The sequence below is a fragment of the Streptomyces sp. NPDC008313 genome, assembly GCF_042956125.1.
In the GTDB taxonomy this organism is placed as follows: Bacteria; Actinomycetota; Actinomycetes; order Streptomycetales; family Streptomycetaceae; genus Streptomyces.
On sequence record NZ_JBIBFR010000019.1, the window covers coordinates 98,855 to 124,702 of the forward strand.

22 protein-coding genes are annotated in these 25,848 nt (G+C 71.9%); 4 read left to right on the forward strand and 18 right to left on the reverse strand.

Going from position 1 to position 25,848, the window contains the following annotated elements; translation table 11 throughout:
- Positions 1-35: 35 nt before the first annotated feature.
- From ffh to ACFY93_RS24700, 5 genes are all read right to left on the reverse strand, one after another.
- Positions 36-1,589 (reverse strand): signal recognition particle protein, encoded by a 1,554-nt coding sequence (gene ffh, locus ACFY93_RS24680; RefSeq protein ID WP_391362847.1) that lies wholly within the window; start codon positions 1,587-1,589, stop codon positions 36-38.
- 171 nt (positions 1,590-1,760) lie between these two features.
- Entirely contained in the window at positions 1,761-4,286 is a 2,526-nt protein-coding gene (locus ACFY93_RS24685) for a [protein-PII] uridylyltransferase (RefSeq protein ID WP_391362849.1), read from the reverse strand.
- A gap of 142 nt (positions 4,287-4,428) precedes the next feature.
- Positions 4,429-4,767 carry a P-II family nitrogen regulator gene (locus ACFY93_RS24690; protein WP_391362851.1) on the reverse strand — a complete coding sequence of 113 codons (339 nt, stop codon included), beginning with the start codon at positions 4,765-4,767 and terminating at the stop codon, positions 4,429-4,431.
- Complete coding sequence (locus ACFY93_RS24695; protein ID WP_391362853.1) at positions 4,764-6,107, reverse strand: ammonium transporter; 1,344 nt, start codon at positions 6,105-6,107, stop codon at positions 4,764-4,766. The genes ACFY93_RS24690 and ACFY93_RS24695 overlap by 4 nt, the downstream gene beginning before the upstream one ends.
- Positions 6,108-6,516: 409 nt before the next feature.
- The gene (locus ACFY93_RS24700) at positions 6,517-7,992 is read right to left on the reverse strand and encodes a hypothetical protein (RefSeq protein ID WP_391362941.1); all 1,476 of its coding nucleotides are present in this window, start codon (positions 7,990-7,992) and stop codon (positions 6,517-6,519) included.
- Positions 7,993-8,466: 474 nt separating this feature from the next.
- Between ACFY93_RS24700 and ACFY93_RS24705 the strand changes: the two genes are divergently transcribed.
- On the forward strand, positions 8,467-9,129 hold the full coding sequence (locus ACFY93_RS24705; RefSeq protein WP_391362855.1) for a bifunctional DNA primase/polymerase: 663 nt from the start codon (positions 8,467-8,469) through the stop codon (positions 9,127-9,129).
- 368 nt (positions 9,130-9,497) lie between these two features.
- On the opposite strand, the gene ftsY is transcribed toward ACFY93_RS24705, so the two are convergent.
- The 5 genes from ftsY to ACFY93_RS24730 all read right to left on the reverse strand — a co-directional run bounded on the left by ftsY (position 9,498) and on the right by ACFY93_RS24730 (position 17,372).
- Entirely contained in the window at positions 9,498-10,703 is a 1,206-nt protein-coding gene (ftsY, locus tag ACFY93_RS24710; RefSeq protein WP_391362857.1) for a signal recognition particle-docking protein FtsY, read from the reverse strand.
- Positions 10,704-10,995: 292 nt separating this feature from the next.
- The gene (locus tag ACFY93_RS24715) at positions 10,996-12,408 is read right to left on the reverse strand and encodes a sugar porter family MFS transporter (protein ID WP_391362859.1); all 1,413 of its coding nucleotides are present in this window, start codon (positions 12,406-12,408) and stop codon (positions 10,996-10,998) included.
- Between the two features lie 269 nt (positions 12,409-12,677).
- Positions 12,678-16,247, reverse strand: coding sequence for a chromosome segregation protein SMC (gene smc / locus ACFY93_RS24720; protein ID WP_391362861.1), 3,570 nt, complete (start codon positions 16,245-16,247; stop codon positions 12,678-12,680).
- Between the two features lie 262 nt (positions 16,248-16,509).
- Positions 16,510-16,713, reverse strand: a complete 204-nt coding sequence (locus ACFY93_RS24725; protein ID WP_391362863.1) for a hypothetical protein — start codon at positions 16,711-16,713, stop codon at positions 16,510-16,512.
- Positions 16,714-17,090: 377 nt separating this feature from the next.
- On the reverse strand, positions 17,091-17,372 hold the full coding sequence (locus tag ACFY93_RS24730) for an acylphosphatase (protein ID WP_391362865.1): 282 nt from the start codon (positions 17,370-17,372) through the stop codon (positions 17,091-17,093).
- A 142-nt stretch (positions 17,373-17,514) separates the two neighbouring features.
- On the opposite strand from ACFY93_RS24730, the gene ACFY93_RS24735 reads away from it, so the two are divergent.
- Positions 17,515-18,483 (forward strand): CAP domain-containing protein, encoded by a 969-nt coding sequence (locus ACFY93_RS24735; protein ID WP_391362867.1) that lies wholly within the window; start codon positions 17,515-17,517, stop codon positions 18,481-18,483.
- A gap of 263 nt (positions 18,484-18,746) precedes the next feature.
- Complete coding sequence (locus ACFY93_RS24740) at positions 18,747-19,202, forward strand: DUF3592 domain-containing protein (RefSeq protein ID WP_391362869.1); 456 nt, start codon at positions 18,747-18,749, stop codon at positions 19,200-19,202.
- A gap of 103 nt (positions 19,203-19,305) precedes the next feature.
- On the opposite strand, the gene ACFY93_RS24745 is transcribed toward ACFY93_RS24740, so the two are convergent.
- Positions 19,306-19,896, reverse strand: a complete 591-nt coding sequence (locus ACFY93_RS24745) for an NAD(P)H-dependent oxidoreductase (RefSeq protein WP_391362871.1) — start codon at positions 19,894-19,896, stop codon at positions 19,306-19,308.
- Positions 19,897-20,044: 148 nt separating this feature from the next.
- Between ACFY93_RS24745 and ACFY93_RS24750 the strand changes: the two genes are divergently transcribed.
- The gene (locus ACFY93_RS24750) at positions 20,045-20,488 is read left to right on the forward strand and encodes a winged helix-turn-helix transcriptional regulator (protein WP_391362873.1); all 444 of its coding nucleotides are present in this window, start codon (positions 20,045-20,047) and stop codon (positions 20,486-20,488) included.
- Positions 20,489-20,565: 77 nt separating this feature from the next.
- On the opposite strand, the gene mutM is transcribed toward ACFY93_RS24750, so the two are convergent.
- The 7 genes from mutM to rsmD form a co-directional block, all read right to left on the reverse strand.
- Complete coding sequence (gene mutM, locus ACFY93_RS24755) at positions 20,566-21,450, reverse strand: bifunctional DNA-formamidopyrimidine glycosylase/DNA-(apurinic or apyrimidinic site) lyase (protein WP_391362875.1); 885 nt, start codon at positions 21,448-21,450, stop codon at positions 20,566-20,568.
- Between the two features lie 157 nt (positions 21,451-21,607).
- Positions 21,608-22,465, reverse strand: coding sequence for a ribonuclease III (gene rnc, locus ACFY93_RS24760; RefSeq protein WP_391362877.1), 858 nt, complete (start codon positions 22,463-22,465; stop codon positions 21,608-21,610).
- Positions 22,466-22,484: 19 nt separating this feature from the next.
- Positions 22,485-22,658, reverse strand: a complete 174-nt coding sequence (rpmF, locus tag ACFY93_RS24765; protein WP_006139588.1) for a 50S ribosomal protein L32 — start codon at positions 22,656-22,658, stop codon at positions 22,485-22,487.
- A 2-nt stretch (positions 22,659-22,660) separates the two neighbouring features.
- Positions 22,661-23,314, reverse strand: coding sequence for a YceD family protein (locus ACFY93_RS24770; protein WP_391362879.1), 654 nt, complete (start codon positions 23,312-23,314; stop codon positions 22,661-22,663).
- A 205-nt stretch (positions 23,315-23,519) separates the two neighbouring features.
- Positions 23,520-24,611 carry an ATP synthase F0 subunit B gene (locus tag ACFY93_RS24775; protein ID WP_391362881.1) on the reverse strand — a complete coding sequence of 364 codons (1,092 nt, stop codon included), beginning with the start codon at positions 24,609-24,611 and terminating at the stop codon, positions 23,520-23,522.
- Between the two features lie 98 nt (positions 24,612-24,709).
- Positions 24,710-25,189, reverse strand: a complete 480-nt coding sequence (gene coaD, locus ACFY93_RS24780; protein ID WP_391362943.1) for a pantetheine-phosphate adenylyltransferase — start codon at positions 25,187-25,189, stop codon at positions 24,710-24,712.
- Between the two features lie 26 nt (positions 25,190-25,215).
- Positions 25,216-25,803, reverse strand: a complete 588-nt coding sequence (gene rsmD / locus ACFY93_RS24785) for a 16S rRNA (guanine(966)-N(2))-methyltransferase RsmD (protein WP_391362883.1) — start codon at positions 25,801-25,803, stop codon at positions 25,216-25,218.
- Positions 25,804-25,848: the final 45 nt, after the last annotated feature.

Sequence of the window (25,848 nt, forward strand, 5' to 3'; positions counted from 1 at the left end):
GCCCGGTCATGTGCTGGGGAGCGGCGTCGGGGACGTCAGTCCATGAACTTCTTGAACTCGTCCGGGAGCTCGAAGTCCTGGGCCTGCTGCCCGGCCGGCAGACCGAAGGCGCCACCGGGGCGGCCCCCGGCCTCACGGCGTGCGGCGGCCTCCTCCTCCTGCTGCTTGCGCTTCATCGGGTTGCCGGAGCGCTGCTTGCCCTTGGCCTGCTTCTGCTTCTTCTTCGTCCGGCCGGGACCGCCGCCCATGCCCGGGATGCCCGGCATCCCCGGCATTCCGCCGCCCTGCGCCATCCGGGACATCATCTTGCGGGCCTCGAAGAACCGCTCGACCAGGCCCTTCACCGCGCTGACGTCGACACCGGAGCCCTTGGCGATACGGGCACGGCGCGAGCCGTTGATGATGGTCGGCTCCTGGCGCTCGGCCGGGGTCATCGACTTGATGATCGCGCCGACGCGGTCGACCTCACGCTCGTCCAGGTTGTTGATCTGGTCCTTGATCTGGCCCATGCCGGGAAGCATGCCGAGCAGCTTGCTGATGCTGCCCATCTTCCTGACCTGCTCCATCTGGGCCAGGAAGTCGTCCAGGGTGAAGTCCTGGCCCTTCTTGGACGCCAGCTTGGAGGCCATCTTCTCGGCCTCTTCCTGGCTGAACGTCTTCTCCGCCTGCTCGATCAGGGTGAGCAGGTCACCCATGTCGAGGATGCGGGAGGCCATCCGGTCAGGGTGGAAGGCGTCGAAGTCGTCGAGCTTCTCGCCGTTCGACGCGAACATGATCGGCTTGCCGGTGACGGAGGCGATCGACAGCGCGGCACCACCGCGGGCGTCGCCGTCGAGCTTCGACAGCACGACGCCGTCGAAGCCGACGCCGTCCCGGAAGGACTCGGCGGTGTTGACCGCGTCCTGGCCGATCATCGCGTCGACGACGAAGAGGATCTCGTCGGGGCTGACCGCGTCGCGGATGTCCGCGGCCTGCCGCATCAGTTCCTGATCGATGCCGAGGCGGCCGGCGGTGTCCACGATCACGAGGTCGTGGACCTTGGTCCGCGCGAACTCGATGGAGTCCCTGGCGACCTTGACCGGGTCGCCCACACCGTTGCCCGGCTCGGGGGCGTAGACGGCGACACCGGCGCGCTCGGCGACGACGCTGAGCTGGTTTACGGCGTTCGGGCGCTGGAGGTCGGCGGCGACCAGGAGGGGCGAGTGCCCCTGGTCCTTGAGCCACTTGCCGAGCTTGCCCGCGAGGGTCGTCTTACCGGCACCCTGGAGGCCGGCCAGCATGATCACGGTGGGCGGCTGCTTGGCGAAGCGCAGGCGACGGGTCTCGCCGCCCAGCACGTGGACAAGCTCGTCGTTGACGATCTTGAGGACCTGCTGAGCGGGATTCAGCGCCTTGGAGACCTCGGCACCCGAGGCCCTGTCCTTGACGTTCTTGATGAACGACCGGACGACCGGCAGGGCCACGTCGGCTTCGAGGAGCGCGATGCGGATCTCACGCGCCGTGGCGTCGATGTCCGCTTCGCTCAGTCGGCCTTTTCCACGGAGGTTTTTGAAGGTCGCGCTGAGGCGGTCGGAGAGAGTATCGAACACGGCGGCGTCGGTCCTCGGGGTCGGGGGCGGAACTGGGCTGCCCTCCAGAGTATCCGGCCCGGCAAGCACATCGCCCCCGCCCGCTGCGGGAGCGAACGGGAGCGGGCCCCGCGTCGGCGGAGAGCACACCCGTTCCACCCACGGGGCGACGACCAGGGCTCCTCGTTCGAGTCAGCCCCGCAGCGTCTCCTCCAGTTTCCGCGCCACCGCCACCGCCTCCTCACCGGGCAGCGGCGTGCCGTCGGGGCCGGTGACGTAGAAGGCGTCCACGGCGTTCGCACCGAGCGTGGAGACGTGTGCGCTCCGTACCCGTACCGCCGCGTCCTCCAGCGCCCGGCCGATCCGGAACAGCAGCCCCGGTGCGTCCTGGGCGCGGACCTCGATGACGGTGGCGTGCCGGGAGGCGGCCGGGGCGACGGTCACCCGGGGCGGGGGCGCGACCGTGCCCCGGCGGCGCGGGTAGGCCGCGTCACGCTCAGCCAGGCGGGAGGCGGTGTCGAGGGAGCCGTCCAGCGCCCTGACGAGGTCGGCCCGCAGCCGGGCGGCCTGGGGCAGCGAGCCGTACTCGGCGGCGACCCGCCAGTCGAGCAGCAGTACGGATCCGGGTACGGCGTCGGGCAGACCGAGGGTGCGCAGTTCCGCGGTGCGGACGGTCAGCCGGTGCAGGGCGAGGACGCCGGCCACGGCGGGCAGGACGCCGGGCCGGTCGCCCACGGCGATCAGCAGCTCCACACCGAGGGGTTCCGGGTCACCGGCGCCCTCCCCCAGCGTCTCCCCGGCCTTCTCCCCCGCCGGCGGTTCCGTCTGGGTGCGCAGCGACAGCACCGGGCCGCCGGTGCGCAGCGCCTCGACCGCCAGGCGTTCCTGCTCGGCGGTGGGCGCCGCCTCCGGCTCCTCGGGGGCGTCCCCGGCGAGGACGGCCGCGGCGCGTTCGACGAGGCCGGCGACGAGGGAGCCGCGCCAGGAGGACCAGGCGGCGGGTCCGGTGGCGAGCGCGTCGGCCTCCGTCAGGGCGTGCAGCAGTTCGAGGGTGCTCTGGGAGCCGACGGCCTCGGCGACCGAGCGGACCGTCGCGGGGTCCTCCAGATCACGCCGGGTCGCCGTGTCGACGAGCAGCAGGTGGTGGCGGACCAGCGTGGCGAGCACCGCCACGTCCGCGCGGTCGAAACCGAGCCGGGCGGCCACGTCGCGCGCGATGGTCTCGCCCGCGACCGAGTGGTCGCCGGGCCAGCCCTTGCCGATGTCGTGGAGGAGCGCGGCGAGGAGCAGGAGGTCGGGGCGGCCCACGCGCCGGGTCAGGTCGGAGGCGCGGACGGCCGTCTCGATGAGGTGCCGGTCCACGGTCCAGATGTGCACGGCGTTGCGCTGCGGGCGGCAGCGCACGCGTTCCCAGTCGGGCAGCAGCCTCGTGATCAGCCCCTCGGCCTCCAGCGCCTCCCAGACCTCGACGGTCGGCCGCCCCGAGCCGAGCAGGGTGACGAGCTGTTCGCGGGCCTCGGCGGGCCAGGGGGTGGGCAGCGGGCGGGCGGCGGCCATGCGGCGTACGGCGTGCGGGGAGAGGGGCAGGCCGGACTGGGCCGCCGCGGCGGCCGCGCGCAACGGCAGCACGGGGTCGCGTTCGGGCCGGGCGGCGCGGGCGAGGACGACCTCGCCGTCCTGTTCGACGACGCCCTCGGCGAGCGGCGAGCGTTCCGCGGTGGGTCTGCCGCCGCCGAGCAGGGCACGCAGGCGCGGGCGCACGGCACGGGACTTGAGGACGCGCCCCACCTCGCGCCAGGTGACGTCGCCGGCGTACGCGACGGTGCGTGCCGCCTCGTACACCTGGCGCAGCAGGGTGTCGGCGTCGAGGAGGCCGAGTTCCGCGGCGACCTGGTCCTGCTCCTGCAGGGAGAGCCGGTCGGTGGCGCGTCCGGTGACGAGGTGCAGGGCGTCGCGTACGTCGAGCAGGCGCCGGCGGGCGTCCGCGAGGCCCTCGCGGGGGGCGTCGGCGAGCCAGGAGGCGGCGACGGCGCGCAGGGCGGTGGCGTCGCGCAGGCCGCCCCTGGCCTCCTTGAGGTCCGGTTCGAGCAGGTACCGCAGTTCGCCCTGGCGTTCGGCCCGTTCGGCGCAGAGTTCGCGCAGCTCCGGGAGGCGTCGGGGTGCCTGGTCGCGCCAGTCGGCGAGGACGGCGGTGCGCAGTCCCGCGGTGAGGCCGGGGTCGCCCGCGAGGTGCCGGGCGTCCAGGAGGCCCAGGTGGACCTTGAGGTCCTCGCCTGCGGTCCGGCGGGCCTCGGCGGGGGTGCGGACGGAGTGGTCGAGGGCGAGACCGAGGTCCCAGACCGGGTACCAGAGGCGGTCGGCGAGTACCGCGACCGCGTCGGTGTCGGTGCCGTCGTGGAGGAGCAGCAGGTCGAGGTCGCTGCGCGGGGAGAGCTCGCCGCGCCCGTATCCGCCGACGGCGACGAGCGCGACGCCGCGCACGGCGCCGGCGCCGTGCGCCCCGTCGTCGCCCTCGGCGTTCCCGGCGGACCCGCGCCCGCCGCCCCTGCCGGCGCCCGCGTCGAAGAGCCCGGTGAGCCAGTCGTCCGTGAGTCCGGCGAGGGCGGCACGGCGCGGCGGCCCGGGCCGCGCCTCCCCCTGGAGGAGGCGCAGCCGGGCCGCCGCGTAGCCGCTGGGTCCCGCGTCCTCTGCTTCCCTGCCCGTGTCGGATCGTGTCACCCGGCGACTCCTGCCTGTGCTTCTTCTCGACTGCTGACTGCCCGGGCCCCGCGGGGCCGGCCCGGGCCTGGTCCGGACGGGAGGCCCAAGGGTCTTTCGTCTCGGATCAGGCCGGACCGCGCGGGCATGTGTCGGACACCCCCTAGAGGGCGTCCGGTCCGCGTTCGCCGGTGCGGACCCGGACCGCGGTGTCGACCGGGACGGACCAGACCTTGCCGTCCCCGATCTTGCCGGTGCGGGCGGCCTTGACGACGACGTCGACGAGCTGTTCGGCGTCGTCGTCCTCGGCCAGCACCTCGATGCGGATCTTGGGGACGAGGTCGACGGTGTACTCGGCGCCCCGGTAGACCTCGGTGTGCCCGCGCTGCCGGCCGTAGCCGCTGGCCTCGGTGACGGTCAGGCCGTGCACCCCGAAGGCCTGCAGTGCCTCCTTGATCTCGTCGAGCCTGTGCGGCTTGACGACCGCCGTGATCAGCTTCATGCGTCCACCTTCTTGCTCGCCGTGTCCTGGGCCGGGGCGGCCACGGCCGTCCGGGGGGCGGCGCCTCCGCCGGCGCCGCTGAAGTCGTACGCGGTCTCGGCGTGCTCCGCCTGGTCGATGCCCGCGATCTCCTCGTCCTCGGTGACCCGCATCCCCATCGCCTTGTCGATCAGGAAGGCGAGGACCGCGGAGACGACCAGGGAGTAGGCGAGGACGCCGAAGACACCGGCGCACTGCTTCCAGAACTGGTCGAGGCCGCCTCCGTAGAAGAGGCCCTTGACGTCGGACTGGCCGCCGCCGCTGGCGAAGAGGCCGACCAGCAGTGAACCGGCGACGCCGCCGACCATGTGGACGCCGACGACGTCGAGGGAGTCGTCGTAGCCGAACCGGTACTTCAGGCCGACGGCCATGGCGCACAGCACACCGGCGACGGCGCCGACGGCGATCGCGCCGAGCGGGGAGACGGCGCCGCCGGACGGGGTGATGGCGACGAGCCCGGCGACGGCGCCGGAGGCCGCGCCGAGCGTGGTGAAGGCACCGTGCCGGATCTTCTCGTAGGCGAGCCAGGCGAGCATCGCGGCGGCGGTGGCGACCTGGGTGTTGACGAACATCAGCGCGCCCACGCCGTCGTCGTTGCCGAGCCAGGAGCCGGCGTTGAAGCCGAACCAGCCGAACCACAGGAGACCGGCACCGAGCATGACCAGCGGGAGGCTGTGCGGGCGCATCGGGTCCCTCTTGAATCCGGACCGCTTGCCGATGACGAGGATCACGCCGAGCGCCGCGGCACCGGCGTTGATGTGGACCGCGGTGCCTCCCGCGAAGTCGATGACCCCGAGGTCGAAGGCCCAGCCACCGGTGCCCCAGACCCAGTGGGCGACCGGGAAGTAGACGACGGTGACCCACAGGGCGATGAACAGGGACCAGGCCGTGAACTTGACACGGTCCGCGAGGGCGCCGCTGATCAGGGCGGGTGTGATGATCGCGAACATCAGCTGGAAGACGGCGAAGACGTAGACCGGGATGGTGTAGCCGTCCCAGAGCTCCACCTTGCCGATGCCGCTGAAGCCGACGAAGTCGGAGGTCCAGCCGATGAGCGAACCCTTGTCGGTGCCGAAGGCGATGGAGAAGCCGTAGAGCACCCACAGGATGGTGACGATCCCGAGGCTGATGAAGCTCATCATCAGCATGTTCAGGGTGCTCTTGACGCGGACCATGCCTCCGTAGAAGAAGGCCAGGCCCGGGGTCATGAGCATCACCAGGGCGGAGCAGATGAGCATGAAGCCTGTGTTGGCGGACGACAGTGTCGGTGCGTCCGCGGCGAGCGTGATGGCTGGAGCCATCGGCGTCTCCTCGTCGTTGGTACGGCCCCGTGCGGGCGAAGCCTGAGCGGGAGTGAGGGGTGGGCCGGTTATGAGCCATGAGAGTGGCGCAGCGCGGTTTCGGTGGGCGCCCCTCGATGTTTCGCCGCAGTGACGAAGGCACCTCGTGTGTTACGCGTCCATGAACTGGCCGATGTCCGGCCGTGCGCCCGCGGTCGTGGCGCGATGTGCGGGAGAGGCGCTGGAACGGCCTGAAACCGGTCCGGCGCCGGGACCCGGCTTCGGGCGGGCTCGCCCGGGCGTGGAACCGGCCGCGGCGGCCGTCCGATGACCTGGCACGGGGGAGCCGAGTCGGGCAGTTCGGGACGGCCGGCCGCGGCCGGGGTCGGGCGGGACGCGCGGGTGGGCGGGCCCCCGCGCGCTCGTGCGGTCAGACCGCTTCGGCGGTCTCGGGCAGGTCGACGGCGAGCTGTTCGGTGAGGTCCACGACGTCGGCGAGGTCACCGAAGTCGCGTACGGCCGTGTCGACGGTCTTGCGGATACGGGTGTTGACGCGCTCGGAGCGGACCTTCCTGGCGATGGCCATGGCCTTCCTGGCCAGCACCGCGCTCTGCTCGGGCTCGCGCTGGAGCAGGTGGACGGTCGCCATCCCGATCAGGTTGAGGGCGTACGAACGGTGGTGCTCGGCGTCCCCGGCGAAGAGGTCGACGGCCTTCCGCATCACCGGTTCGGCGAGGGAGGCGTAGGTGGGGCTGCGGCCGGCGACATAGGCCAGGTCGCGGTAGGAGTGGGAGTTCTCGCCGTGCAGCTCCGCCTCGGAGAAGAAGCGGATCCAGTCGGGCTCGGGCTCGTCGAACTCGACGGCGTCCTGATAGGTGTCCTCGGCCATCCGCACGGCCCGCTTGCACTTGCCGGGCTGGCCCATGTTGGCGTAGGCGCGGGCCTCCATCGCATACAGCATCGACTGGGTGCGCGGGCCGGCACAGTCCCGGCTGCCGTACTGCGCGAGGTGGATCAGCTCCAGCGCGTCGTCGGGCCGTCCGAGGTGGATCATCTGGCGGCTCATGCTGGAGAGGATGTACGAGCCGAGCGGCTTGTCACCGGCTTCCTTCGCGGCGTGCAGGGCCAGCACGAAGTACTTCTGCGCGGTGGGCTGGAGTCCGACGTCGTAGCTCATCCAGCCCGCCAGCTCGGCGAGTTCGGCGGCGACCTTGAAGAGCCGCCTGCTGGTGGCGCCCGGCTGGGGCTCCTGGAGGAGATCCGTCACCTCGTGCAGCTGGCCGACGACCGCCTTGCGGCGCAGGCCGCCGCCGCACTGGGCGTCCCACTGCCTGAACATCACGGTCGTCGACTCCAGCAGGTCCAGCTCGGGGCGGGAGAGCCGGCCGCCGCGACGTGCGGAGGCGGCGCTCTCCATGTCGTCGGCCGGGGCCTGCTGGGTCGGCACGAGCCAGCGCTGCAGGGGTTCGATGAGCGTCGGACCCGCCGCCAGGGCGAGGGAACTGCCGAGGAATCCACGCCTGGCCAGCATCAGGTCGCTGCGCGAGAACTCACTGATCAGCGCGACCGTCTGCGGGCCCGTCCAGGGCAGGTCGACACCGGACACGGACGGTGACTGGTGGGGGGCGCGCAGGCCGAGATCCTCCACGGCGACGACGCAGCCGAAGCGCTCGGAGAACAGCTCGGAGAGGATCCGCGGGATCGGCTCGCGGGGGTTCTCACCGTCGAGCCAGCGGCGGACCCGCGAGGTGTCCGTGGAGATGTGGCCGGCGCCGAGCTGGCGGGCTCTGCGGTTCACCTGGCGCGCGAGTTCGCCCTTGGACCAGCCGCTGCGCACGAACCACGAGCCCAGCAGCTCATTGGGGCGCTTGTCAGCGTTCGTCCCGCTTCCGCCGTTGCCGCCCAACTGGAACGCCCCCATCCCTGAAACCACTTGTTGCGCCATATGCGCCGCACCGTCTGCGCCAAGCACTACCAGAATGCCGTCAAGTACGGCCTTCCGTCCGGGAGTTCTCACCCGTCGAACGGGATGTCGACTTGCCTGCGGCATACCCACGAACCCATGCGCCTCAGGAGACGTGCACTCACAGTAATCCTACGATCACTGCTCCAGCCATGGCGATTGCGGAAACGCCACCATTCGCCACCCCTTCGAATGAACTCCCCATGGCGTACTAGCGATTCACTTGACACATGACGGACGGAAGCGGCGCAGCGAGGTACGCCGGGGCGCGTGAGGCCGGGCTCACCACCCGGCGAGCCTCCACACGCCGCCCGCGCGACGTCGCACAGGGAATCACCCCGCGGTCGCGTCCGAACGGAGAGTGACGCTCCGCATCCGTCTCGTAACCACAGGCGCGCTGGACCCGTTGGAGGGGGTATGGGCTTCACGATCGGCGGCAGTCGCGGGATCCGCGAAATCCGGCCCGGCTCACGCCGCCGTGGCCGCTCGTCCGAGTGCACGGCCGTGGCCGAGTTCACCGGCCTGCGGGGCTGGGACGTGGTCCCGGGTGCGCGGGCCGCGGCGGGCGTGTGCTCGTGCGGCAGTGCCGGATGCCGGGTGCCGGGCGCCCATCCTCTGGACTTCGCGCCGCCCGTTCCGGCGGGCGCGACGCTCGACGAGGTGACCGAGGCCTGGGGCGGGTTCCCCGGCGCCGCGGCCATGCTGCCGGTCGGCCGGGCCTTCGACGTGATCGAGGTCGCCGAGGCCGCCGGCCGGTGTGCGCTGGTCCGGCTGGAGCGGATGGGACTGCCCCTGGGCCCGGTGGCGGCGACGCCGGACGGCCGGGCGCAGTTCTTCGTGGCGCCCGGCGGGGCGGCCGAGCTGCCCGAGCTGCTGTACCGCACGGGCTGGGACGACGCGGCGCTCGATCTGCGCGCGCTCGGTCCCGGCATGTACATCACGGCCCCGCCCTGCGACCGGGGCGGCCTCGGTCCGGTCCGCTGGCTGCGCTCCCCCGCCCTGGACTCCGCGACCCGGCCACCGCAGGCCCGGCTGCTGCTGGGGACGCTGGCGTACGTGGCCCACCGGTCGCGGGTCTAGCACGTCGCCCGGCGAGACGCCTGGACGGTCATGCCCAGCACGTCGCCCGTGAGACGCCGGGACCGTCGCGTCCAGCCGTCGTCCGGCGGAGCGCCGGGGTGTCGCCCGGGCAGCGCCTCGTGCGGAGTGGCGTCCGGGCGGCACCGTACGCCGTGAGAGCCCCCGGATCCCGTAGCGGCGGCGGGCGGGGGCCGCCAGATCCCGTACCAGCGGGCGGAAGCCGCCACCAGGTCCCGTACCGGCGGGCGATCCGCCCGCGTCGGCCCGCACACGGCGAAGCGCCCGCTTCCGGCCATGGGCCGGCAGCGGGCGCTTCTCGCTCGGTCGGGGCCGGGGTCCGGCCCCGACAGCAGTCCGGTCCGGCCGGGTCAGTCGCCGATGAGCGCGTCGACGAAGACGCCCGGCTCGAACGGCGCCAGGTCGTCGGCACCCTCGCCGAGGCCCACCAGCTTGACCGGCACCCCCAGCTCGCGCTGCACGGCGATCACGATGCCGCCCTTGGCCGTGCCGTCCAGCTTGGTCAGGACGATGCCGGTGATGTCGACGACCTCGGCGAAGACGCGCGCCTGGACCAGACCGTTCTGCCCGGTCGTGGCGTCCAGGACGAGCAGCACCTCGTCGAGCGGCGCGTGCTTCTCGACCACGCGCTTGACCTTGCCGAGCTCGTCCATGAGCCCGGTCTTGGTGTGCAGCCGGCCCGCGGTGTCGATGAGGACGACGTCGGCGCCCGCCTCGATACCCTCCTTGACGGAGTCGAAGGCGACCGAGGCCGGGTCACCGCCCTCCGGACCGCGCACGGTGCGGGCGCCCACGCGCTCGCCCCAGGTCTGCAGCTGGTCCGCGGCGGCGGCGCGGAAGGTGTCGGCGGCGCCGAGCACCACGTTCTTCCCGTCGGCGACGAGCACCCGGGCGAGCTTGCCGGTGGTGGTGGTCTTGCCGGTGCCGTTCACCCCGACGACCATCACGATGCCCGGGGTGTCGAGGTTCGCGTCGGTCTTCACCGTGCGGTCGAACTCGGGTTCGAGGATCTGGACGAGTTCCTCGCGCAGCAGGGCGCGCAGCTCGTCCGGCGTACGGGTGCCGAGCACCTTGACGCGCTCGCGCAGCCGCTCGACCAGCTCCTGGGTCGGCTGGACGCCGACGTCGGCGGTGAGCAGCGTGTCCTCGACCTCCTCCCAGGTCTCCTCGTCGAGGTGCTCACGCGACAGGAGCGTGAGCAGTCCCTTGCCGAGGGCGTTCTGCGAGCGGGAGAGGCGGGAGCGCAGGCGGACCAGACGTCCCGCGGTCGGCTCCGGAACCTCGATCTCGGGGGCCGGGAGTTCCTCGACGACGACCGGGGCCGAGGGCTCCGTCTCGACGAGTGGGAGATCCACCTCCTCCAGGGTGCGGCGCGGTTCCTCGCGCGGCGTTTCGGCCTCGTCGCCGACGTGCGGCTCGGCCGGCGGGGCGGTGATGTCGGGGGTCGTGGGGGGTGCCGGGGGCAGCTGCTTGCTCCTGCGGCTGCCGACGACGAGCCCGCCGAGCGCACCGAGCACGACCACGGCGATGACTACAGCAAGGATGACGATTTCCATAACGGGTCCAGTATCGGCCATGGAACCCCGCGGAACCCAGATTGTGTGTTCCTCCAAGAGGCGGACGGCTCCGCCCGGCCGAGGGCAGGGGGGCCACGCCGCCCGAAGAGAGGGCGCCCCGCCACCCGGGCCGGTGGCGGGGCGTGCCGCTGTCGCCGCCGCTTCCGGGCGCGGCGAAGACGTGCCGGCCCGGTCGGACCATGAGGTCCGTACCGGGCCGGCACGTCTTACGGGTACGGGGAGAGGGGCAGCGGGGACTTGGCCCGTCCCCCCGAGTCCGGGGAGGGCGGGGTCAGCCCATCTCCTCCAGGGCCTTGCCCTTGGTCTCCTTCACGAACTTCAGCACGAACGGGATGGAGAGCGCGGCGAAGACCGTGTAGATGACGTAGGTCCCGGAGAGGTTCCAGTCGGCCAGCGACGGGAAGCTCGCGGTGATCGCCCAGTTGGCGATCCACTGGGCGCAGGCGGCGACACCGAGGGCGGCGGCGCGGATCCTGTTCGGGAACATCTCACCGAGGAAGACCCAGACGACGACACCCCACGACAGGGCGAAGAAGAGCACGAAGACGTGGGCGGCGATCAGGGCGACCCAGCCCTGCGTCTCGGGCAGCTTGCCGTTGACGAGGTCGAAGGAGAAGGCCCAGGCCTCCAGGGCCAGGCCGACGACCATGCCCACGGAGCCGATCAGCGCGAGGGGCCTGCGGCCGATGCGGTCGACGAAGATCATGGCGATCACGGTGCCGACGATGTTGATGATCGACGTGGTGAACGAGTAGAAGAACGACTGCGAGGGGTCGACGCCGACCGACTGCCACAGCGTCGAGGAGTAGTAGAAGGCGACGTTGATGCCGACGAACTGCTGGAAGACGGAGAGGCCGATGCCGATCCAGACGATCGGCTTGAAGAAGAAACTGCCGCCGAGCAGGTCCTTGAAGGTCGACCTGTGCTCGCTCTTCATCGCGTGCTCGATCTCGGCGACGCGGGCGTCGAGATCGACCTCCTTGCCCTCGACCTCGGCGAGCACCTCTCGGGCCCTGGCGTCCTTGCCCGCGGAGATGAGGTAGCGCGGGGACTCCGGGATGGCGAAGGAAAGAAGGCCGTACAGGACGGCCGGGACGACCATCACACCGAGCATGACCTGCCAGGCCTCCAGGCCCATAAGCTCACCGCGCTGCTTGCCGTCGGCGGCGTTCAGGATGCCCCAGTTGACCAGCTGGGAGATGGCGATGCCGACGACGATCGCGGCCTGCTGGAAGGAGCCGAGACGCCCTCGGTAGGCGGGCGGGGCGACCTCGGCGATGTAGGCGGGGCCGATCACGGAGGCCATACCGATGGCGAATCCGCCGATGATGCGCCAGAAGGCGAGGTCCCACAGCGCGAAGGGCAGTGCCGAACCGACGGCGCTGACCGTGAAGAGGACGGCGGCGATCTGCATGCAGCGGATACGCCCGATGCGGTCGGCGATGCGGCCCGCGGTCGCGGCGCCGATGGCACAGCCGATCAGCGCGATGGCGATGACCTGGGCCAGCGTCCCGGAGCCGACGTCGTAGCGGTCGCGGATGGCCTCGACCGCCCCGTTGATCACGGCGCTGTCATAGCCGAAGAGGAAGCCGCCCATCGCGGCCGCCGCCGCGATGAAGATGACATGCCCGAGATGTTCGGGGTGAGCCGCTCTGGCTCCTGACGCCTGCGCTGTGCTGGTCACGTGTGTACTCCTCACCGGCGTCGCTGCCGGGGGTGGGGGCGAGCCCTTCCAGTGGCGCACAACTTCACGCCGCCCACCACCTGAAGGTAAAAAGCAACGTGGAGAGACTATGTATTCAAGTTCCGAAGTCAATACCTGGATTGCTGTGAGTTTGCGCCACCCCTAGAGAGACTCTGCGTTCAAGGCTTGAAGTAATGGCTCCTCGGGATCCATGTACCCCGAGATCCGCACGGCACGCCGCGGTGCCGCCCCGGCCGCGGAGGGCGGCTTCAGCGCAGGCGCTGGCTGATCACCTTCGAGACGCCGTCGCCCTGCATGGAGACGCCGTACAGCGCGTCGGCGACCTCCATCGTGCGCTTCTGGTGCGTGATCACGATCAGCTGCGAGGCCTCCTGCAGCTCCTGCATGATCCGGATGAGCCGCTGCAGGTTGGTGTCGTCGAGGGCGGCCTCGACCTCGTCCATCACATAGAAGGGGCTGGGCCGCGCCTTGAAGATGGAGACGAGCAGCGCGACCGCCGTCAGCGACCGCTCACCGCCGGAGAGCAGGCTCAGCCGCTTGACCTTCTTGCCCGGCGGCCGCGCCTCCACGTCCACACCCGTGGTGAGCATGTTGTCGGGGTCGGTCAGGACCAGCCGTCCCTCCCCGCCCGGGAACAGCCGGCTGAACACGCCCTCGAACTCCCTGGCCGTGTCCCGGTACGCCTCGGTGAAGACCTGCTCGACCCGCTCGTCGACCTCCTTCACCACCTGGAGGAGGTCGGCGCGCGTCTTCTTCAGGTCCTCCAGCTGCTCGCTGAGGAACTGGTGGCGCTCCTCCAGCGCCGCGAACTCCTCCAGCGCGAGCGGGTTGACCTTGCCCAGCTGCTGGTAGGCCCGCTCGGCCGCCCTCAGGCGCTTCTCCTGTTCGGCGCGGACGAACGGCACCGGCCGGTTGCGCGGGTGCTCCGGGTCCTCGGGCAGTTCCTCGCCCTCGGCAGGCGGCGAGGGAGGCACGGGCTGGTCGGGACCGTATTCGGCGACGAGGGCCGCCGGCTCCACGCCCAGCTCCTCCAGCGCCTTCGACTCCAGCTGCTCCATGCGCAGCCGCTTCTCCGCGCCCAGCACCTCACCGCGGTGCACCGAGTCGGTGAGCTTGTCCAGCTCGGCCTTCAGGTCACGCCCGGCGGTGCGGGCCGCGTCGAGCTCCTGCTCCCGGTGGGCCTTGGCCGCCTCGGCGGCGGTCCGCTCCGCGTCGGCCCGTACGAGGGAGACCTCGACGTGCGCGAGGAGCAGGCGCGCTCCGGCGGCGACCGACCCGGCGACCGCCGCCTCGTGCCGCAGCCGCGCCCGCCGCTGTTCGGCACGCGCACGTGCCTCTCGTTCGGCGCGGGCGGCCCGGTCCAGCCCGTCGGCCCGTCCGGCGAGCCCCTTCACCCGCTCCTCGTGGGTACGAACCTGGAGGCGGGCCTCCATCTCGGTCTGCCGGGCGTTGGCCCCGTCCGCGGCGAGCCGGTCCCGCAGGGAGGTGTCCGGTTCCTCCTCCACCGGCATCTCCTCGGCGACGGCGAGCCGCTCGGCGAGTTCCCCGGCCTCCTCCACGGCCCGGTCGAGGGCCTCCTGCGCGCGGGCCGCGGCGGCGGCGCTCCGCTCGGCCTCGCCCGCGGCGCCCCGGGCCTGCCCGGCCAGCCGGCCCAGCCGCTGGGCGACGGCGGACTTCTCCCGCTCGGCCGCACGCCGGCGCTCCCCCAGTTCCTCGACGAGCCCGGCGCACTCCGCGCGCCGGGCGCCGGCCTGGTGCTGGGCCTCGGCCAGCTCCTCGCACAGCACGCCCAGCTCCACGAGTTCGGCGGCGGCCTCGTCGACGGACGCCTGGACCTCGATCAGGCTCGGCGCCCCGGCGGAACCGCCGTGGGCGAAGTGCGCTCCGAGCAGGTCTCCCTCGGCGGTCACGGCGGTCAGTCCGGGCCGGGCGTGGACGAGGTCCTCGGCGTCCTCCAGGGTGCCGACGACGACGATGCCGCGCAGCAGGCGCCGTACGGCGGGCATCAGTTCGGCGGGGCCACGGACGAGGTCGGCGGCGAGCGGCGGACCGCCGGGCGCCGCACCCTCGCCGCTCTCCCGCGGGGCCACGTCCTCCGGGGCGCTCGCCAGCAGCAGCGCCGCGCGGCCCGCGTCCTGCTTGCGGAGCAGGCGGATGGCCTCCGCCGCCGAGGCGGGCGTGGCCACCGCGACGGCGTCGGCGGCGGCACCGAAGGCGGCGGCCAGCGGGACCTCGTAGCCGGGGGTGACGGTCAGCAGTTCGGCGGCGGGGCCGAGCAGTCCGGCGAGCCGGTCGGCCGCACCGAGCAGCGCGCCCGTGCCGTCCTTGCGCCGCAGGCCCAGGGCGAGCGCCTCATGGCGGGCCGCGAGCGCCGCGCGTCTGCGCTCGGCCGACGTGGCGGCCTCCCGGGCGGCGGTGGCGGCGGCCTCGGCCTCGGCGAGCGCGCTCTTCGCCGCCTCGTGGCGCTCCGTCAGCTCGGTGTCGTCCGCGTCCAGACCGTCGACCTCGGCCTGGAGCTGCTCGTACTCCTCCTGGGCGGCGGCCGCGCGCTGCCCGGCCTCGTCACTGGCGGCGGCGAGCCGGTCGATCTCGGCCTGGGCCGAGGCCGCGCGCGAACGGGCGGCGTTGACCTGGCCGCCGAGGCGGGCGAGTCCTTCGCGCCGGTCGGCGATGGCGCGGGCCACGTCCTTGAGCCGGCGTTCCTCGGCGGCGAGTGCGCGCTCCAGCTCGGCGCGGTGCGCGACGGTGTCCTCCCGGGCGTGCTCCGCCGCCTCCAGTGCCGCCTCCAGCTCGGCCTCCTGCTCGCGGATCCGCGCGGCCTCCCGCTCCATGTCCTCGGGGTCGCGTCCGCGCCGCTCCTCGGCGGGGGCGGAGGTGGCGCTCTTGACGCGCGCGTCGGCCAGCGACACGGTGCCGCGCACCCGCTCGGCGAGCTGCGACAGCTCGTACCAGGTCTGCTGGGCGGTGCGCAGCCGGGGCGCGAGGCGCCGCACCTCGTCCTCGAGCGCGGCCTCGCGCTGCAGCGCCGTCCGCAGCTGGGCCTCGGCGGCTTCCTTGCGCTCCTTGAGCGCGGCCTCGTCCGCGATCTCGGCCTGGAGCGCGCCGCGCAGCCGCAGGAGATCGTCGGCGAGCAGGCGCAGCCGGGCGTCGCGCAGGTCGGCCTGGATCACCGCGGCGCGGCGGGCGACGGCGGCCTGCCGACCGAGCGGCTTCAGCTGCCGCCGCAGTTCGTCCGTCAGGTCCTGCACGCGGGCGAGGTTGGCCCGCATCGCGTCGAGTTTCCGCAGCGCCTTCTCCTTGCGCTTGCGGTGCTTGAGGACGCCGGCGGCCTCCTCGATGAAGGCGCGGCGGCCCATCGGATCGGCGTGCAGGACGGAGTCGAGCTGGCCCTGCCCGACGATGACGTGCATCTCGCGGCCGATGCCGGAGTCGGAGAGCAGTTCCTGGATGTCGAGGAGACGGCAGGTGTCGCCGTTGATCTGGTACTCGCTGCCGCCGTTGCGGAACATGATCCGCGTGATGGTGACCTCGGCGTACTCGATGGGCAGGGCGCCGTCGGAGTTGTCGATGGTGAGGGACACCTCGGCCCGGCCGAGCGGCGGGCGGCCGGTGGTCCCGGCGAAGATGACGTCCTCCATCTTGCCGCCGCGCAGCGACTTGGCGCCCTGCTCGCCCATGACCCAGCTGAGCGCGTCCACGACGTTTGACTTGCCGGAGCCGTTGGGGCCCACGACGCAGGTGATGCCCGGCTCGAACCGCAGCGTGGTCGCCGAGGCGAACGATTTGAACCCGCGCAGGGTCAGGGCCTTGAGGTGCACGCCGCCGGACTCTACCTTTCGGGCCGGTCTCACTCCATGAACGCGCGGTTTCACCCCTGTACGTGCAGGGCACACCCTCCGTTGAAGACAGTGAAGGACTTGTCACGGTCGGGTGGGGCGCGTGCGCGGGGGAGCGCGCGGGGGGAAAGAAGAAGGGACGCCGAATGGCGTCCCTTGGGATTCTGACGACGAGAGCGGTTGATCCGGGCAGCCCGACCGCTGCTGTCGTGGTGCTGTGCTGTGTGCGTTAGCGGTGCTGTGATCAGGTGAGCGCAGGCTCGGCCTGGGGCGCGTCGATGCTTTCGAGAAGCGAGTCGTGAGAAGCGGCAGCCGCGAGCGCGTCGTTCTCGGCCTGGATCCGTACGAGCTCGGATTCGAGGTCCTGGACGCGCTGCTGGAGCCGTCGCATCTCGGCGATGAGTCGCGGGTCGGAGCCGCCGACGTAACCGAGAAGCGCCTTTGCCATGATGGATGGTCCTCCACAATGCGTGACCGACCGAAGCGGTTGGGTCGTGAGGGAATCGCACCCGCGATGCTTGACACTTTTAGGTTCTTGCTGCTGTTGCCACATGCCAAACAGCTGAGGTGCGCGGGGCTTTCAGCGTCTCACCAAAAAGTTTGACGGTCAACACGATCACGCCCCGTATCGGCGTGCGCCCCGGGGGCACGCGGCCCTCGGGGGGCGGCGCGGCGACTCCTGCGGGGCCCCGGGGGCGTGGAGATCAACGTTGCCCGGGAGCCTGCCACGACATCCGCTTCTTGGCAACCACCAGGTCACCGCCGTTGCGGAGGGCGCGCACGGGCTCGCGCGCGCCCTCGCCCGGGGGCCGTCACCGTCGGATGTCAGCGGATGGCGAAGCCGTCGTAGCCGCCGCGGGGCGTGTCCCACATCTCAGTGACACCGTCCACACGTCCGGGTGTGTCGTCACCGCGGAGCCACTCGAGCAGGCCTTCGCAGCCGGCCCTCGGGCCCTCCGCGACCACCTGGACACGTCCGTCCTCCAAATTGAGAGCAAAACCACTCAGCCCGCCGAGCTCCAGCGCCCTGGCACGCGTGAACCAGCGGAATCCCACGCCCTGTACCCGTCCGCGCACCCACGCGACGAGCCGTACATCCTCGTTCATGGCTGCACGCTAACCGGACAATGTCCCTCGCAGCCCTCCTGGCCCTTGCGCCATGGGGTACCGTCCCGATCCAGTGAATCTCATGTGAAACTCACTCCTTCGAGTGAGGGACGCGTACCGCAAGGATGAGGAAGGCCAGAAGATGGGACGCCACCGACGCTCCGCCGCCGGCCGCGCCGCCACCGGCCGCGCAACCGGGGCCACGCAGACACACGAGGCCCACACGGAGAGCTACGGCCCCGAGAACCTCTACGGCTACGCCGCGATCGCCGATCTGCCGAGCAACACCGCCCGTTCGCACCGCAGGAAGAAGGCCGGGACGCCCGTACGCAGCGGGCTGATCGGCGTCTCCGCGGCGGTCGCCCTGGGCACGGCCGCCGTGGCCACCGGGGTGATTGCGGGCACTGACGGCTACTCGATCGGTGGCGGCGGTGGCGGCGACACCGTGCAGGCCGCGGACAGCCCGTCGGGTCGTGCGACCCAGCAGGGCGGGGCCACGGGCCCCGCCGAGGAGCGCGACACCTCCGCCGCGAGCCGCGACGCCGAGCGTTCGGTCTCGCCCTCCCAGTCCTCCAAGACCCCCTCGAAGCCGTCGGAGAAGCCTTCCGAGAAGCCGTCCGAGAAGCCCTCGAAGACTCCGTCGGCGAAGCCGAGCGAGTCGAAGGCCTCCTCCGCTCCGTCGCGGAAGGCGACCAAGGCCCCGAAGACCGAGGCGCCGGTGACGGTGTCCGCCGAGTCCGCGGCGGAGGCCGAGGTGCTGAGGCTGGTCAACCAGGAGCGGGCCAAGGTGGGTTGCAGCCCGGTGGCCGCGAACAGCGCCCTGTCGAATCTGGCCTCCGCGTTCAGCGAGGACATGGCCGCCCGCGCTTTCTTCGACCACACCGACCCCAGCGGGGCGAGCCCCTGGGACCGTGCGGCGAAGGCCGGCATCTCCGACCTCGGCGGCGAGAACATAGCCCGCGGCCAGGCCGACGCCGCGGCGGTGATGGAGGCCTGGATGAACAGCCCCGGCCACCGCGCGAACATACTGAACTGCGACTTCAAGACCCTGGGCGTCGGCGCGCACTTCGCGTCGGGTGGCCCGTGGTGGACGCAGGACTTCGGCTACTGACACATCGCGGGGCCGGGCGCCCGGCCCCGCGCTTCCACGGCTGCCGGGGCGGGCCCGGGGCCGGGTGACCCGGGCGTTTCCGGGCCGCCCTGCGCAGGCTCGCGGACTTCCGGAGACCTTGTCCGCGGCCGCGGTCGCTTCGGACCGGATGCCCCTGGGCCCATTCTGAGCCGCACTTGAGCTTCGCGGCCCTCTTCCGCGAGTACGTTCTCCGTACGCCGCCCGGGACCAGGGTGGCGTGTCGGGTCACTCGGGGGGCAGTCGTGGAGTTCTTTTTCTATGCCGTGCCGGCGTTCATCGCCGCGGTGGTGGTCGCGATGGCGGTCAAGGTCGTCAGACGCTTCTGGGAGCTGAGGCGGGCCTGGTCGAGCGGCCTGACGGCGGAGGCACGCTGTCTGCGCACGTTCACCACGACGAGCGGCGGCCATGGCGACGGCCACGCCACGACCACGCTGCACCACGTCTACGAGTTCACGTCCCCGGCGGGCCCTCCCGTCCGGTTCGAGGAGGAGAACGGCCCGGCGACGACCGTCGAGGGGGACTTCGTCACCGTCCACTACCCGGCCGACCGGCCGCACCGGGCGACGGCGCACGCGCCGAGCCCCGCCAGGAGCGCGGCGAGCATGATCGCCCTGCTCCTCTTCTTCGGCGTCGTGCTCGCTTTCTGCGTCTTCTTCGTGCTCACGGCGAACGACATGTCCGGCACGGATCTCCCCTGAGGCCCGTCGGGCCGTCGGGCCGTCGACGACGACCCACTGGACAGGGGGGTGCCCCGGACCGCTGTCGTGGTCCGGGGCACACCCCTGTCCAGTGGGCGACGGACTACGCGACGGCGGCGGCCCGGCCCTGGACGAAGACGCGCGCCGTCTCCGTGACCCGGCGGCCGAGGTGCTCGGCGGTCGCGATGTCGGCCTTGTGGACGCCGTCGGGGCCCGCGTCGGCGTTCGTCTGCGCGGCCGCGCCGGCGAAGAAGCCGAGGCGGTTGAGGTCGTTCTCGGAGGCCGTGCTGGTGTTCCAGCCGGGGTGCAGGCCCAGGCTCACCCAGTTCATGCCGTGCTGGGAGGCGAGGGTCTGGAAGAACTGCAGGGTGTGCAGCTTGTCGCCGCTCATGGAGCCGGAGTTGGTGAACCCGGCCGCCAGCTTGTCCTTCCAGTCCTGCCCGGCCCAGCGCTTCGAGGACGCCTCGGCGAAGACGTGGAAGGCGCCGGACGCGGTGCCCATGTAGGTGGGCGAGCCGAAGACGATCGCGTCGGAGGCGTCGAGTGCCGCCCACTGCTCCTCGGTGATCTCGTCGACCTTGATCAGGTGGACCTCGGCGCCCGCGTCGGCGGCACCGGAACGCACCGCCTCGGCGAGGACCGCGGTGTGGCCGAAGCCGGAGTGGTAGGCGATCGAGACGATGGGGCTGCTCACGATGGGGCTCCTCGGAAGGGCGATGGCCGGACGGAGTACGACTCGTTACATGCCGTCCGGGGGCCCCGGCGGCACTGACGAAGGAAAGCACTAACTTTTGGTTAGCGCAACCTCCCAGTGTGCGCTGCGTCGGAGTATCCTCATCCGCATGGAATCCATCGCGCGGGCCGCGCAGGGCGCGGAAGCGGAGGTCGCGGGCGTGGGCGGTGCCTGCGGGGGAGACGGGGATCTCGCGTTCGACGTCTTCGCCCGGACATGTCCGTCCCGGGGCACGCTGGAGCACGTCACCGGCCGCTGGGGGTCGCTCACCCTGGGCGCCCTGCACGACGGCACCTTCCGCTTCAACGAACTGCGCCGCCGGATCGACGGTGTGAGCGAGAAGATGCTCTCCCAGACCCTGCACGCACTGGAGCGCGACGGACTGGTCCACCGCGACGCGCAGCCGACGAATCCGCCGCGCGTCGACTACCGGCTCACCCCGCTCGGCCGCGAGGTCGCGGAGCGACTGCTCTCCCTCATCGAGCTCGTGGAGGGTCGGATGGACGACGTCCTGGAGGCCCGCGGGCGCTACGACGAGGCCCGCGAAATCTGAGTTCCGGGCGCCGGCGCCGGACTGCTGCCCACGTCCACGGAGGCGGGCGCCGCCCTCAGACCGCCCACAGACCGCCCTCAGACCGCCCGCGCCCGCGGAGGCCGCTGGCAGCGTGGGCAGAAGTAGCTGGACCTGTTCATCCAGGGCCGCCGCCGCATCGGGGTCCCGCACCTGTGACAGGGCAGGCCCTCACGCCCGTACGCGTCGAGGGAACGGTCGAAGTACCCCGACTCCCCGTTCACGTTGACGTAGAGGCTGTCGAAGCTGGTGCCTCCGGCGGCGAGCGCGTCGTTCATCACGTCGCGGATGTGGCCGAGCAGTTCGGCGGTGCGCGGGCGGGTGAAGGTGTCCGCCGGGCGTTCGTAGTGGAGCCGGGAGCGCCACAGCGCCTCGTCCGCATAGATGTTGCCGACGCCGCTGATCAGTGACTGGTCGAGCAGGGCGCGCTTGATCGTGGTGCGGCGGGCGCGCAGCGCCGTGTGGAACGCGGCGTCGTCGAAGAGGGGGTCGAGCGGGTCGCGGGCGATGTGCGCGATGACGTCCGGCAGGCCGTCCGGGGTGGTCTCGTGCAGCGACAGTCCGCCGAAGGTGCGCTGGTCCACGAAACGCAGTTCGGTGCCCGCCGCCTCTGCGGCGGCCGGTCCCGCGTCCTCGAAGCGGACGCGCACCCGCAGGTGCTTCTCGTCCGGGGCGTCCTCCGGCTGGACCAGAAGCTGCCCGCTCATCCCGAGGTGCGCGAGCACGGCGAACGGCGAGTCGTCGAGCGGCAGCCACAGGTACTTGCCGCGCCGCGCCGCCGGTCCGACGCGGTGCCCCGCGAGCGCCCCGGCGAACCCGTCGGGCCCCGCCGGATGCCGCCGCACCGCCCGGGGATGGCGGACCTCGACCGACTTCACCGTCCGCCCGGTCACCCAGCGCTCCAGGCCGCGCCGTACGACTTCGACCTCGGGCAACTCGGGCACGGACTCCTCCGGAGGGGTGACACGGACGACGTCCGCAGCGTACCTCCCGGCCGGACGCGCCACGGCACGGGTGCCGGCCCCGTGATCCCCCGCGAGAAGCACCTGACCCCACCGCGGCGGGTGCCGTGGCGGGGTCAGGAGGAAGGAGACGCGGCCGTCAGGCCGTGGCCTGGTCGCTCGTCGCGGTCGAGGGGGTGTCGGCGGCCCCCTCGGTGACCTGGGCGGCCTGCTCGGCGGCCTTCGCCACCTGCTCGGCGTCCTGAGCGGCCTTGGCACGCTCGTCCGCGGCGGCACGGATCTCCCGCCACGCGGACTCGGCGGCCTGCTGCTCCGCCTCCTTCTTGCTGCGGCCGGTGCCGGTGCCGTACGAGACGCCTCCGACGCGGGCGGCAGCAGTAAAGGTCTTCTCGTGGTCCGGACCGGTCTCCGAGACCAGGTACTCGGGAACACCGAGCCCCTCGGTCGCGGTGAGCTCCTGGAGACTGGTCTTCCAGTCCAGGCCGGCGCCCAGATTCGAGGACTTCTCGATCAGGGGATCGAAGAGCCGGTGGACGAGTTCGCCCGCCGCTTCCAGACCCTGGTCGAGATAGACAGCGCCGATCACCGCTTCCAGGGTGTCGGCGAGGATGGATGCCTTGTCCCGGCCGCCCGTGCCCTCTTCGCCCCGGCCGAGCCGGATGAAGGAGCCGAGTTCGAGCCCGCGGCCCACCTCCGCCAGCGCACGCGAGTTGACCACCGCGGCCCGCAACTTGGCCAGCTGGCCCTCGGGCAGGTCGGGGTGGGTGCGGTACAGCGTGTCGGTGACCACGAGGCCCAGCACGGAGTCCCCGAGGAACTCCAGGCGCTCGTTGGTCGGCAGACCGCCGTTCTCGTACGCGTACGAACGGTGCGTCAGCGCACGCACCAGAAGGGCGGACTCGAGCTTGTACCCGAGCCGCCCTTCCAGAAGCGTGTGGGACGAGGCTGTGTCCGCCGGACCCCCGCCGCGGCGGGGACTGTTTTTGGCGTCAGACATCAGACCTCTCACCAGCCGCTCAGACCTCGAGGACCTGGCGCTTGTTGTAGGTGCCGCAAGCCGGGCACGCGATGTGCTGCAGCTTGGGCTCGTGGCAGCGCTCGCACGCAACCAGGGTGGGGACCGCAGCCTTCCACTGCGACCGGCGGTGGCGCGTGTTGCTGCGCGACATCTTCCGCTTCGGAACAGCCACGGCTACTTCTCCTGCTTCTCGTCGGCGGGCGCTGATCGAGGCACGCCGCCGCTCATCTCGTCCTTCTCGCCATCTTCGAGTGAACCGGCGAGTCCCTGCAGTGCCGCCCAACGGATGTCGACGGCGTCATGGTGGTGGTCCGGGTCGTCCGCCAGCCGGGCTCCGCACTCGGAGCACAGGCCGGGGCAGTCGTCCTGGCACACCGGCTGCATCGGCAGTGCGAGCACCACCGCATCACGCAGCACGGGTTCGAGGTCGAACAGGCCGTCCTCGAGAAAGAGCGTGTCCTCGTCTTCCTCGGCGTCGTCGGCCGGTTCCGCTTTCACACGGCCCCGGTCATCGGCGTCAGGGTACGAGAACATCTCCTGGAAGTCCGCTTCGAGCGCGAGCCCGACCGGCTCCAGACACCTTACGCACTCCCCCTCGGCCGTTGCACGGGCGGTGCCTGTGACGAGCACACCTTCCATGACCGACTCGAGCCGGAGGTCGAGCTCCACCGGGGCGCCTTCCGGCACCTCGATGACTCCCTGGAGACCGAGGTCCCGGGGGGCGTCGATCGTGCGGGTCAGGCGCTGCAGCGCACCGGGACGCCGCCCCAGCTCGTGCGTGTCGAACACGAGAGGGTTGCGGTGGTCGAGGCGGGCGTTCAGGGCCATTCCTGCTTTCGATCTTCAGAGACTCAGGGATGCCGCTCCGGCGGTGCGCGGGCAGCTTGGATCGCGGACGTAGTCGCGACCGAAGGGCCAGGATACTTGACCTTTCGCCCACAACCCAATCCGGTGCCCGCCACCGGTCACCGGCCGCTCGCGGGGGCCTCGGCACCCGGCCGTACGGTCCCCGGCCGGCGGCGGCCGGCGGCGGTCAGCGGTTGCCGCGCTCCTGCTCGTAGGCGCGCAGCTGCTCGGCGCTGATCATGCTGGTGTCGAAGAGGCTGGTCTCGTCGAGGGCGTGTGTCTCGGGCGCACCGTAGCCGCCCTGCGCCCCCTGCCCCGGGTCGTATCCCGCCTGCTGCGCCTGCTGGTCGTAGCCCTGCTGCTGGTAGCCGTACGGGTCGGCCTGCTGCTGGTAGCCGTAGACGTCCTGCTGGACGTACTGCTGCTGGTAGCCGTACGGGTCGGTCTGCTGCTGGTAGGCGTAGGCGTCCTGCTGGGCGTACTGCGGCTGCGCCGGGATCTCGGGGGCCTGGGCCGGGGCGACGGGCGTCCGCTGCGGCTCGGGCTGCGCGGCGGGGGGCTCGGCCAGCTCGGCGAGTCCGGCGAGGTAGTCCGAGTCGCTGGTGTGGTGCACGGGCGTGCCGTCGTCGGCGAGCGCGCCGAGGTCGTCGGTGGCGATCCGGCCGTGCAGCTTCTGCCGGCCGCGGCCGACGGCCTCCAGGGTCTTGGCGAGGACGGCCTCGAAGGCGCCGAGCTTGACGTCGACGTACTCGTCCGCGCTGCGGCGCAGGGTCTCGGGGTCGTGGCTGCGCTCGGGGGCGTCCTCGTCCTCGTATCCCTGCTCGTCCAGGCCGGGGCCGGTGCCGAGGAGCTTCTCGCGGCCGCGGCCGACGGAGCCGAGGGTCTTGGTGAGGACGACCTCGAAGTTGGCGAGCTTGGAGTCGACGTAGTCGTCGGCCTCGGCGCGGATCTCCTCGGCCTCCTGGCGGGCTTCGGCGAGGATGCGGTCGGCCTCGTTCTGCGAGCGGCGGGCGACCTCGGTGCCGGAGATCAGGGAGCCTCGCTCGGCGTGCGCGCCCTTGATGATCCGCTCGGCCTCCTGGCGGGCCTGCTCGACCATCTGCTCGCGGCCGCCGATCAGCTCCTGGGCCTGGGCGAGGGAGCCGGGCAGCGCCTTGCGCACCTCTTCGAGCATAGAGAGCAGCTCGGTGCGGTTGACCACGCACGAGGCCGACATGGGCATGGAGCGGGCGCTGCCCACCGCCGAGACGATCTCATCGAGCTTCTTCTGCACGTCCACCGTGTGCTCGCCACTCTCTACAGCTGTGTTGGAGACGGACGGTCCGACTGTACGGCCAGCCGGTGGCCGCCCGACACCGGGTGACGCCCGGTCAGGCCCTAGTCGTGGCCCAGCCGCCCGGCGAGGGCCTCCAGGACCTGCGGGGGCACGAGGTGGGAGACGTCGCCGCCCCAGGCGGCGACCTCCTTGACGAGCGAGGAGGAGAGGAAGCTGTAGGTGGGGTTGGTGGGGACGAAGAGGGTCTCCACACCCGAGAGGCCGTTGTTCATCTGGGCCATCTGCAGCTCGTAGTCGAAGTCGCTGACCGCGCGCAGGCCCTTGACGATGGCGGGGATGTCGCGCTGCTTGCAGAAGTCGACGAGGAGGCCGTGGAACGCCTCGACCTCGACGTTCCCGAACTCGGCGGTGACCTCACGGATCAGTTCGATCCGCTCGTCGACGGTGAACAGGCCCTTCTTGGACTGATTGATCATCACCGCTACGTGCACCACGTCGTACAGCTTGGACGCTCGGGCGATGATGTCGAGATGTCCGTTGGTGATCGGGTCGAATGACCCGGGACAGACGGCGCGGCGCAACTGAGGTCCCTCGCTCTCCGGTCCGGTCATCGTGCGTCTTCGCACGGTGAGGCGGCGCGACCGTACCAAAACGTTCCCTCGCCGTAGCGACGGGCCCTGATCGCCTCGAAGCCCTCGGGCCACTCGAATGCGCCACCTCTGGTGCTGCGCTCCACGGTGACGAGGGCTTCGCCCGCGAGCCACCCCTGGGCCCGGAGTGTGAGCAGGATCTCGCGAAGATCGTCGTCGGGGACGGCGTACGGGGGGTCGAGAAAGACCAGGTCGTACGGGGTGTCCGGGGCCGGCGTCCGAATGATCTGTTCCGCTTTGCCCGCCCTGACCTCGGCGCCGGGAAGGCCCAGTGAGGCGACGTTGGCGCGGACGACCCGGGCCGCGCGGGCGTCGGCCTCCACGAGCAGGACGTGAGCGGCGCCTCGGCTGAGGGCCTCCAGGCCGACGGCGCCCGAACCCGCGTACAGGTCGAGGACGCGTTCGCCGTCCAGGGGGCCGCCGAGCAGGGACTCCCAGGTGGAGAGGAGGCCCTCGCGCGCCCGGTCGGAGGTGGGCCGGGTGCCGGTACCCGGCGGGACGGCCAGACGGCGTCCACCGGCCCGGCCGGCGATCACGCGGGTCATGAGGGTCCTTCGCTCCGACGACGGGTCGGGTCCAGTCTCTCAGAG

Coding starts and splice junctions, on each gene's coding strand:
- ACFY93_RS24690 (WP_391362851.1), bottom strand. CDS start 4,767: ATGAAGCTGATCACGGCGGTCGTCAAGCCGCACAGGCTCGACGAGATC.
- ACFY93_RS24695 (WP_391362853.1), bottom strand. CDS start 6,107: ATGGCTCCAGCCATCACGCTCGCCGCGGACGCACCGACACTGTCGTCC.
- ACFY93_RS24705 (WP_391362855.1), top strand. CDS start 8,467: ATGGGCTTCACGATCGGCGGCAGTCGCGGGATCCGCGAAATCCGGCCC.
- ftsY (WP_391362857.1), bottom strand. CDS start 10,703: ATGGAAATCGTCATCCTTGCTGTAGTCATCGCCGTGGTCGTGCTCGGT.
- ACFY93_RS24725 (WP_391362863.1), bottom strand. CDS start 16,713: ATGGCAAAGGCGCTTCTCGGTTACGTCGGCGGCTCCGACCCGCGACTC.
- ACFY93_RS24730 (WP_391362865.1), bottom strand. CDS start 17,372: ATGAACGAGGATGTACGGCTCGTCGCGTGGGTGCGCGGACGGGTACAG.
- ACFY93_RS24735 (WP_391362867.1), top strand. CDS start 17,515: ATGGGACGCCACCGACGCTCCGCCGCCGGCCGCGCCGCCACCGGCCGC.
- ACFY93_RS24750 (WP_391362873.1), top strand. CDS start 20,045: ATGGAATCCATCGCGCGGGCCGCGCAGGGCGCGGAAGCGGAGGTCGCG.
- rnc (WP_391362877.1), bottom strand. CDS start 22,465: ATGTCTGACGCCAAAAACAGTCCCCGCCGCGGCGGGGGTCCGGCGGAC.
- ACFY93_RS24770 (WP_391362879.1), bottom strand. CDS start 23,314: ATGGCCCTGAACGCCCGCCTCGACCACCGCAACCCTCTCGTGTTCGAC.
- rsmD (WP_391362883.1), bottom strand. CDS start 25,803: ATGACCCGCGTGATCGCCGGCCGGGCCGGTGGACGCCGTCTGGCCGTC.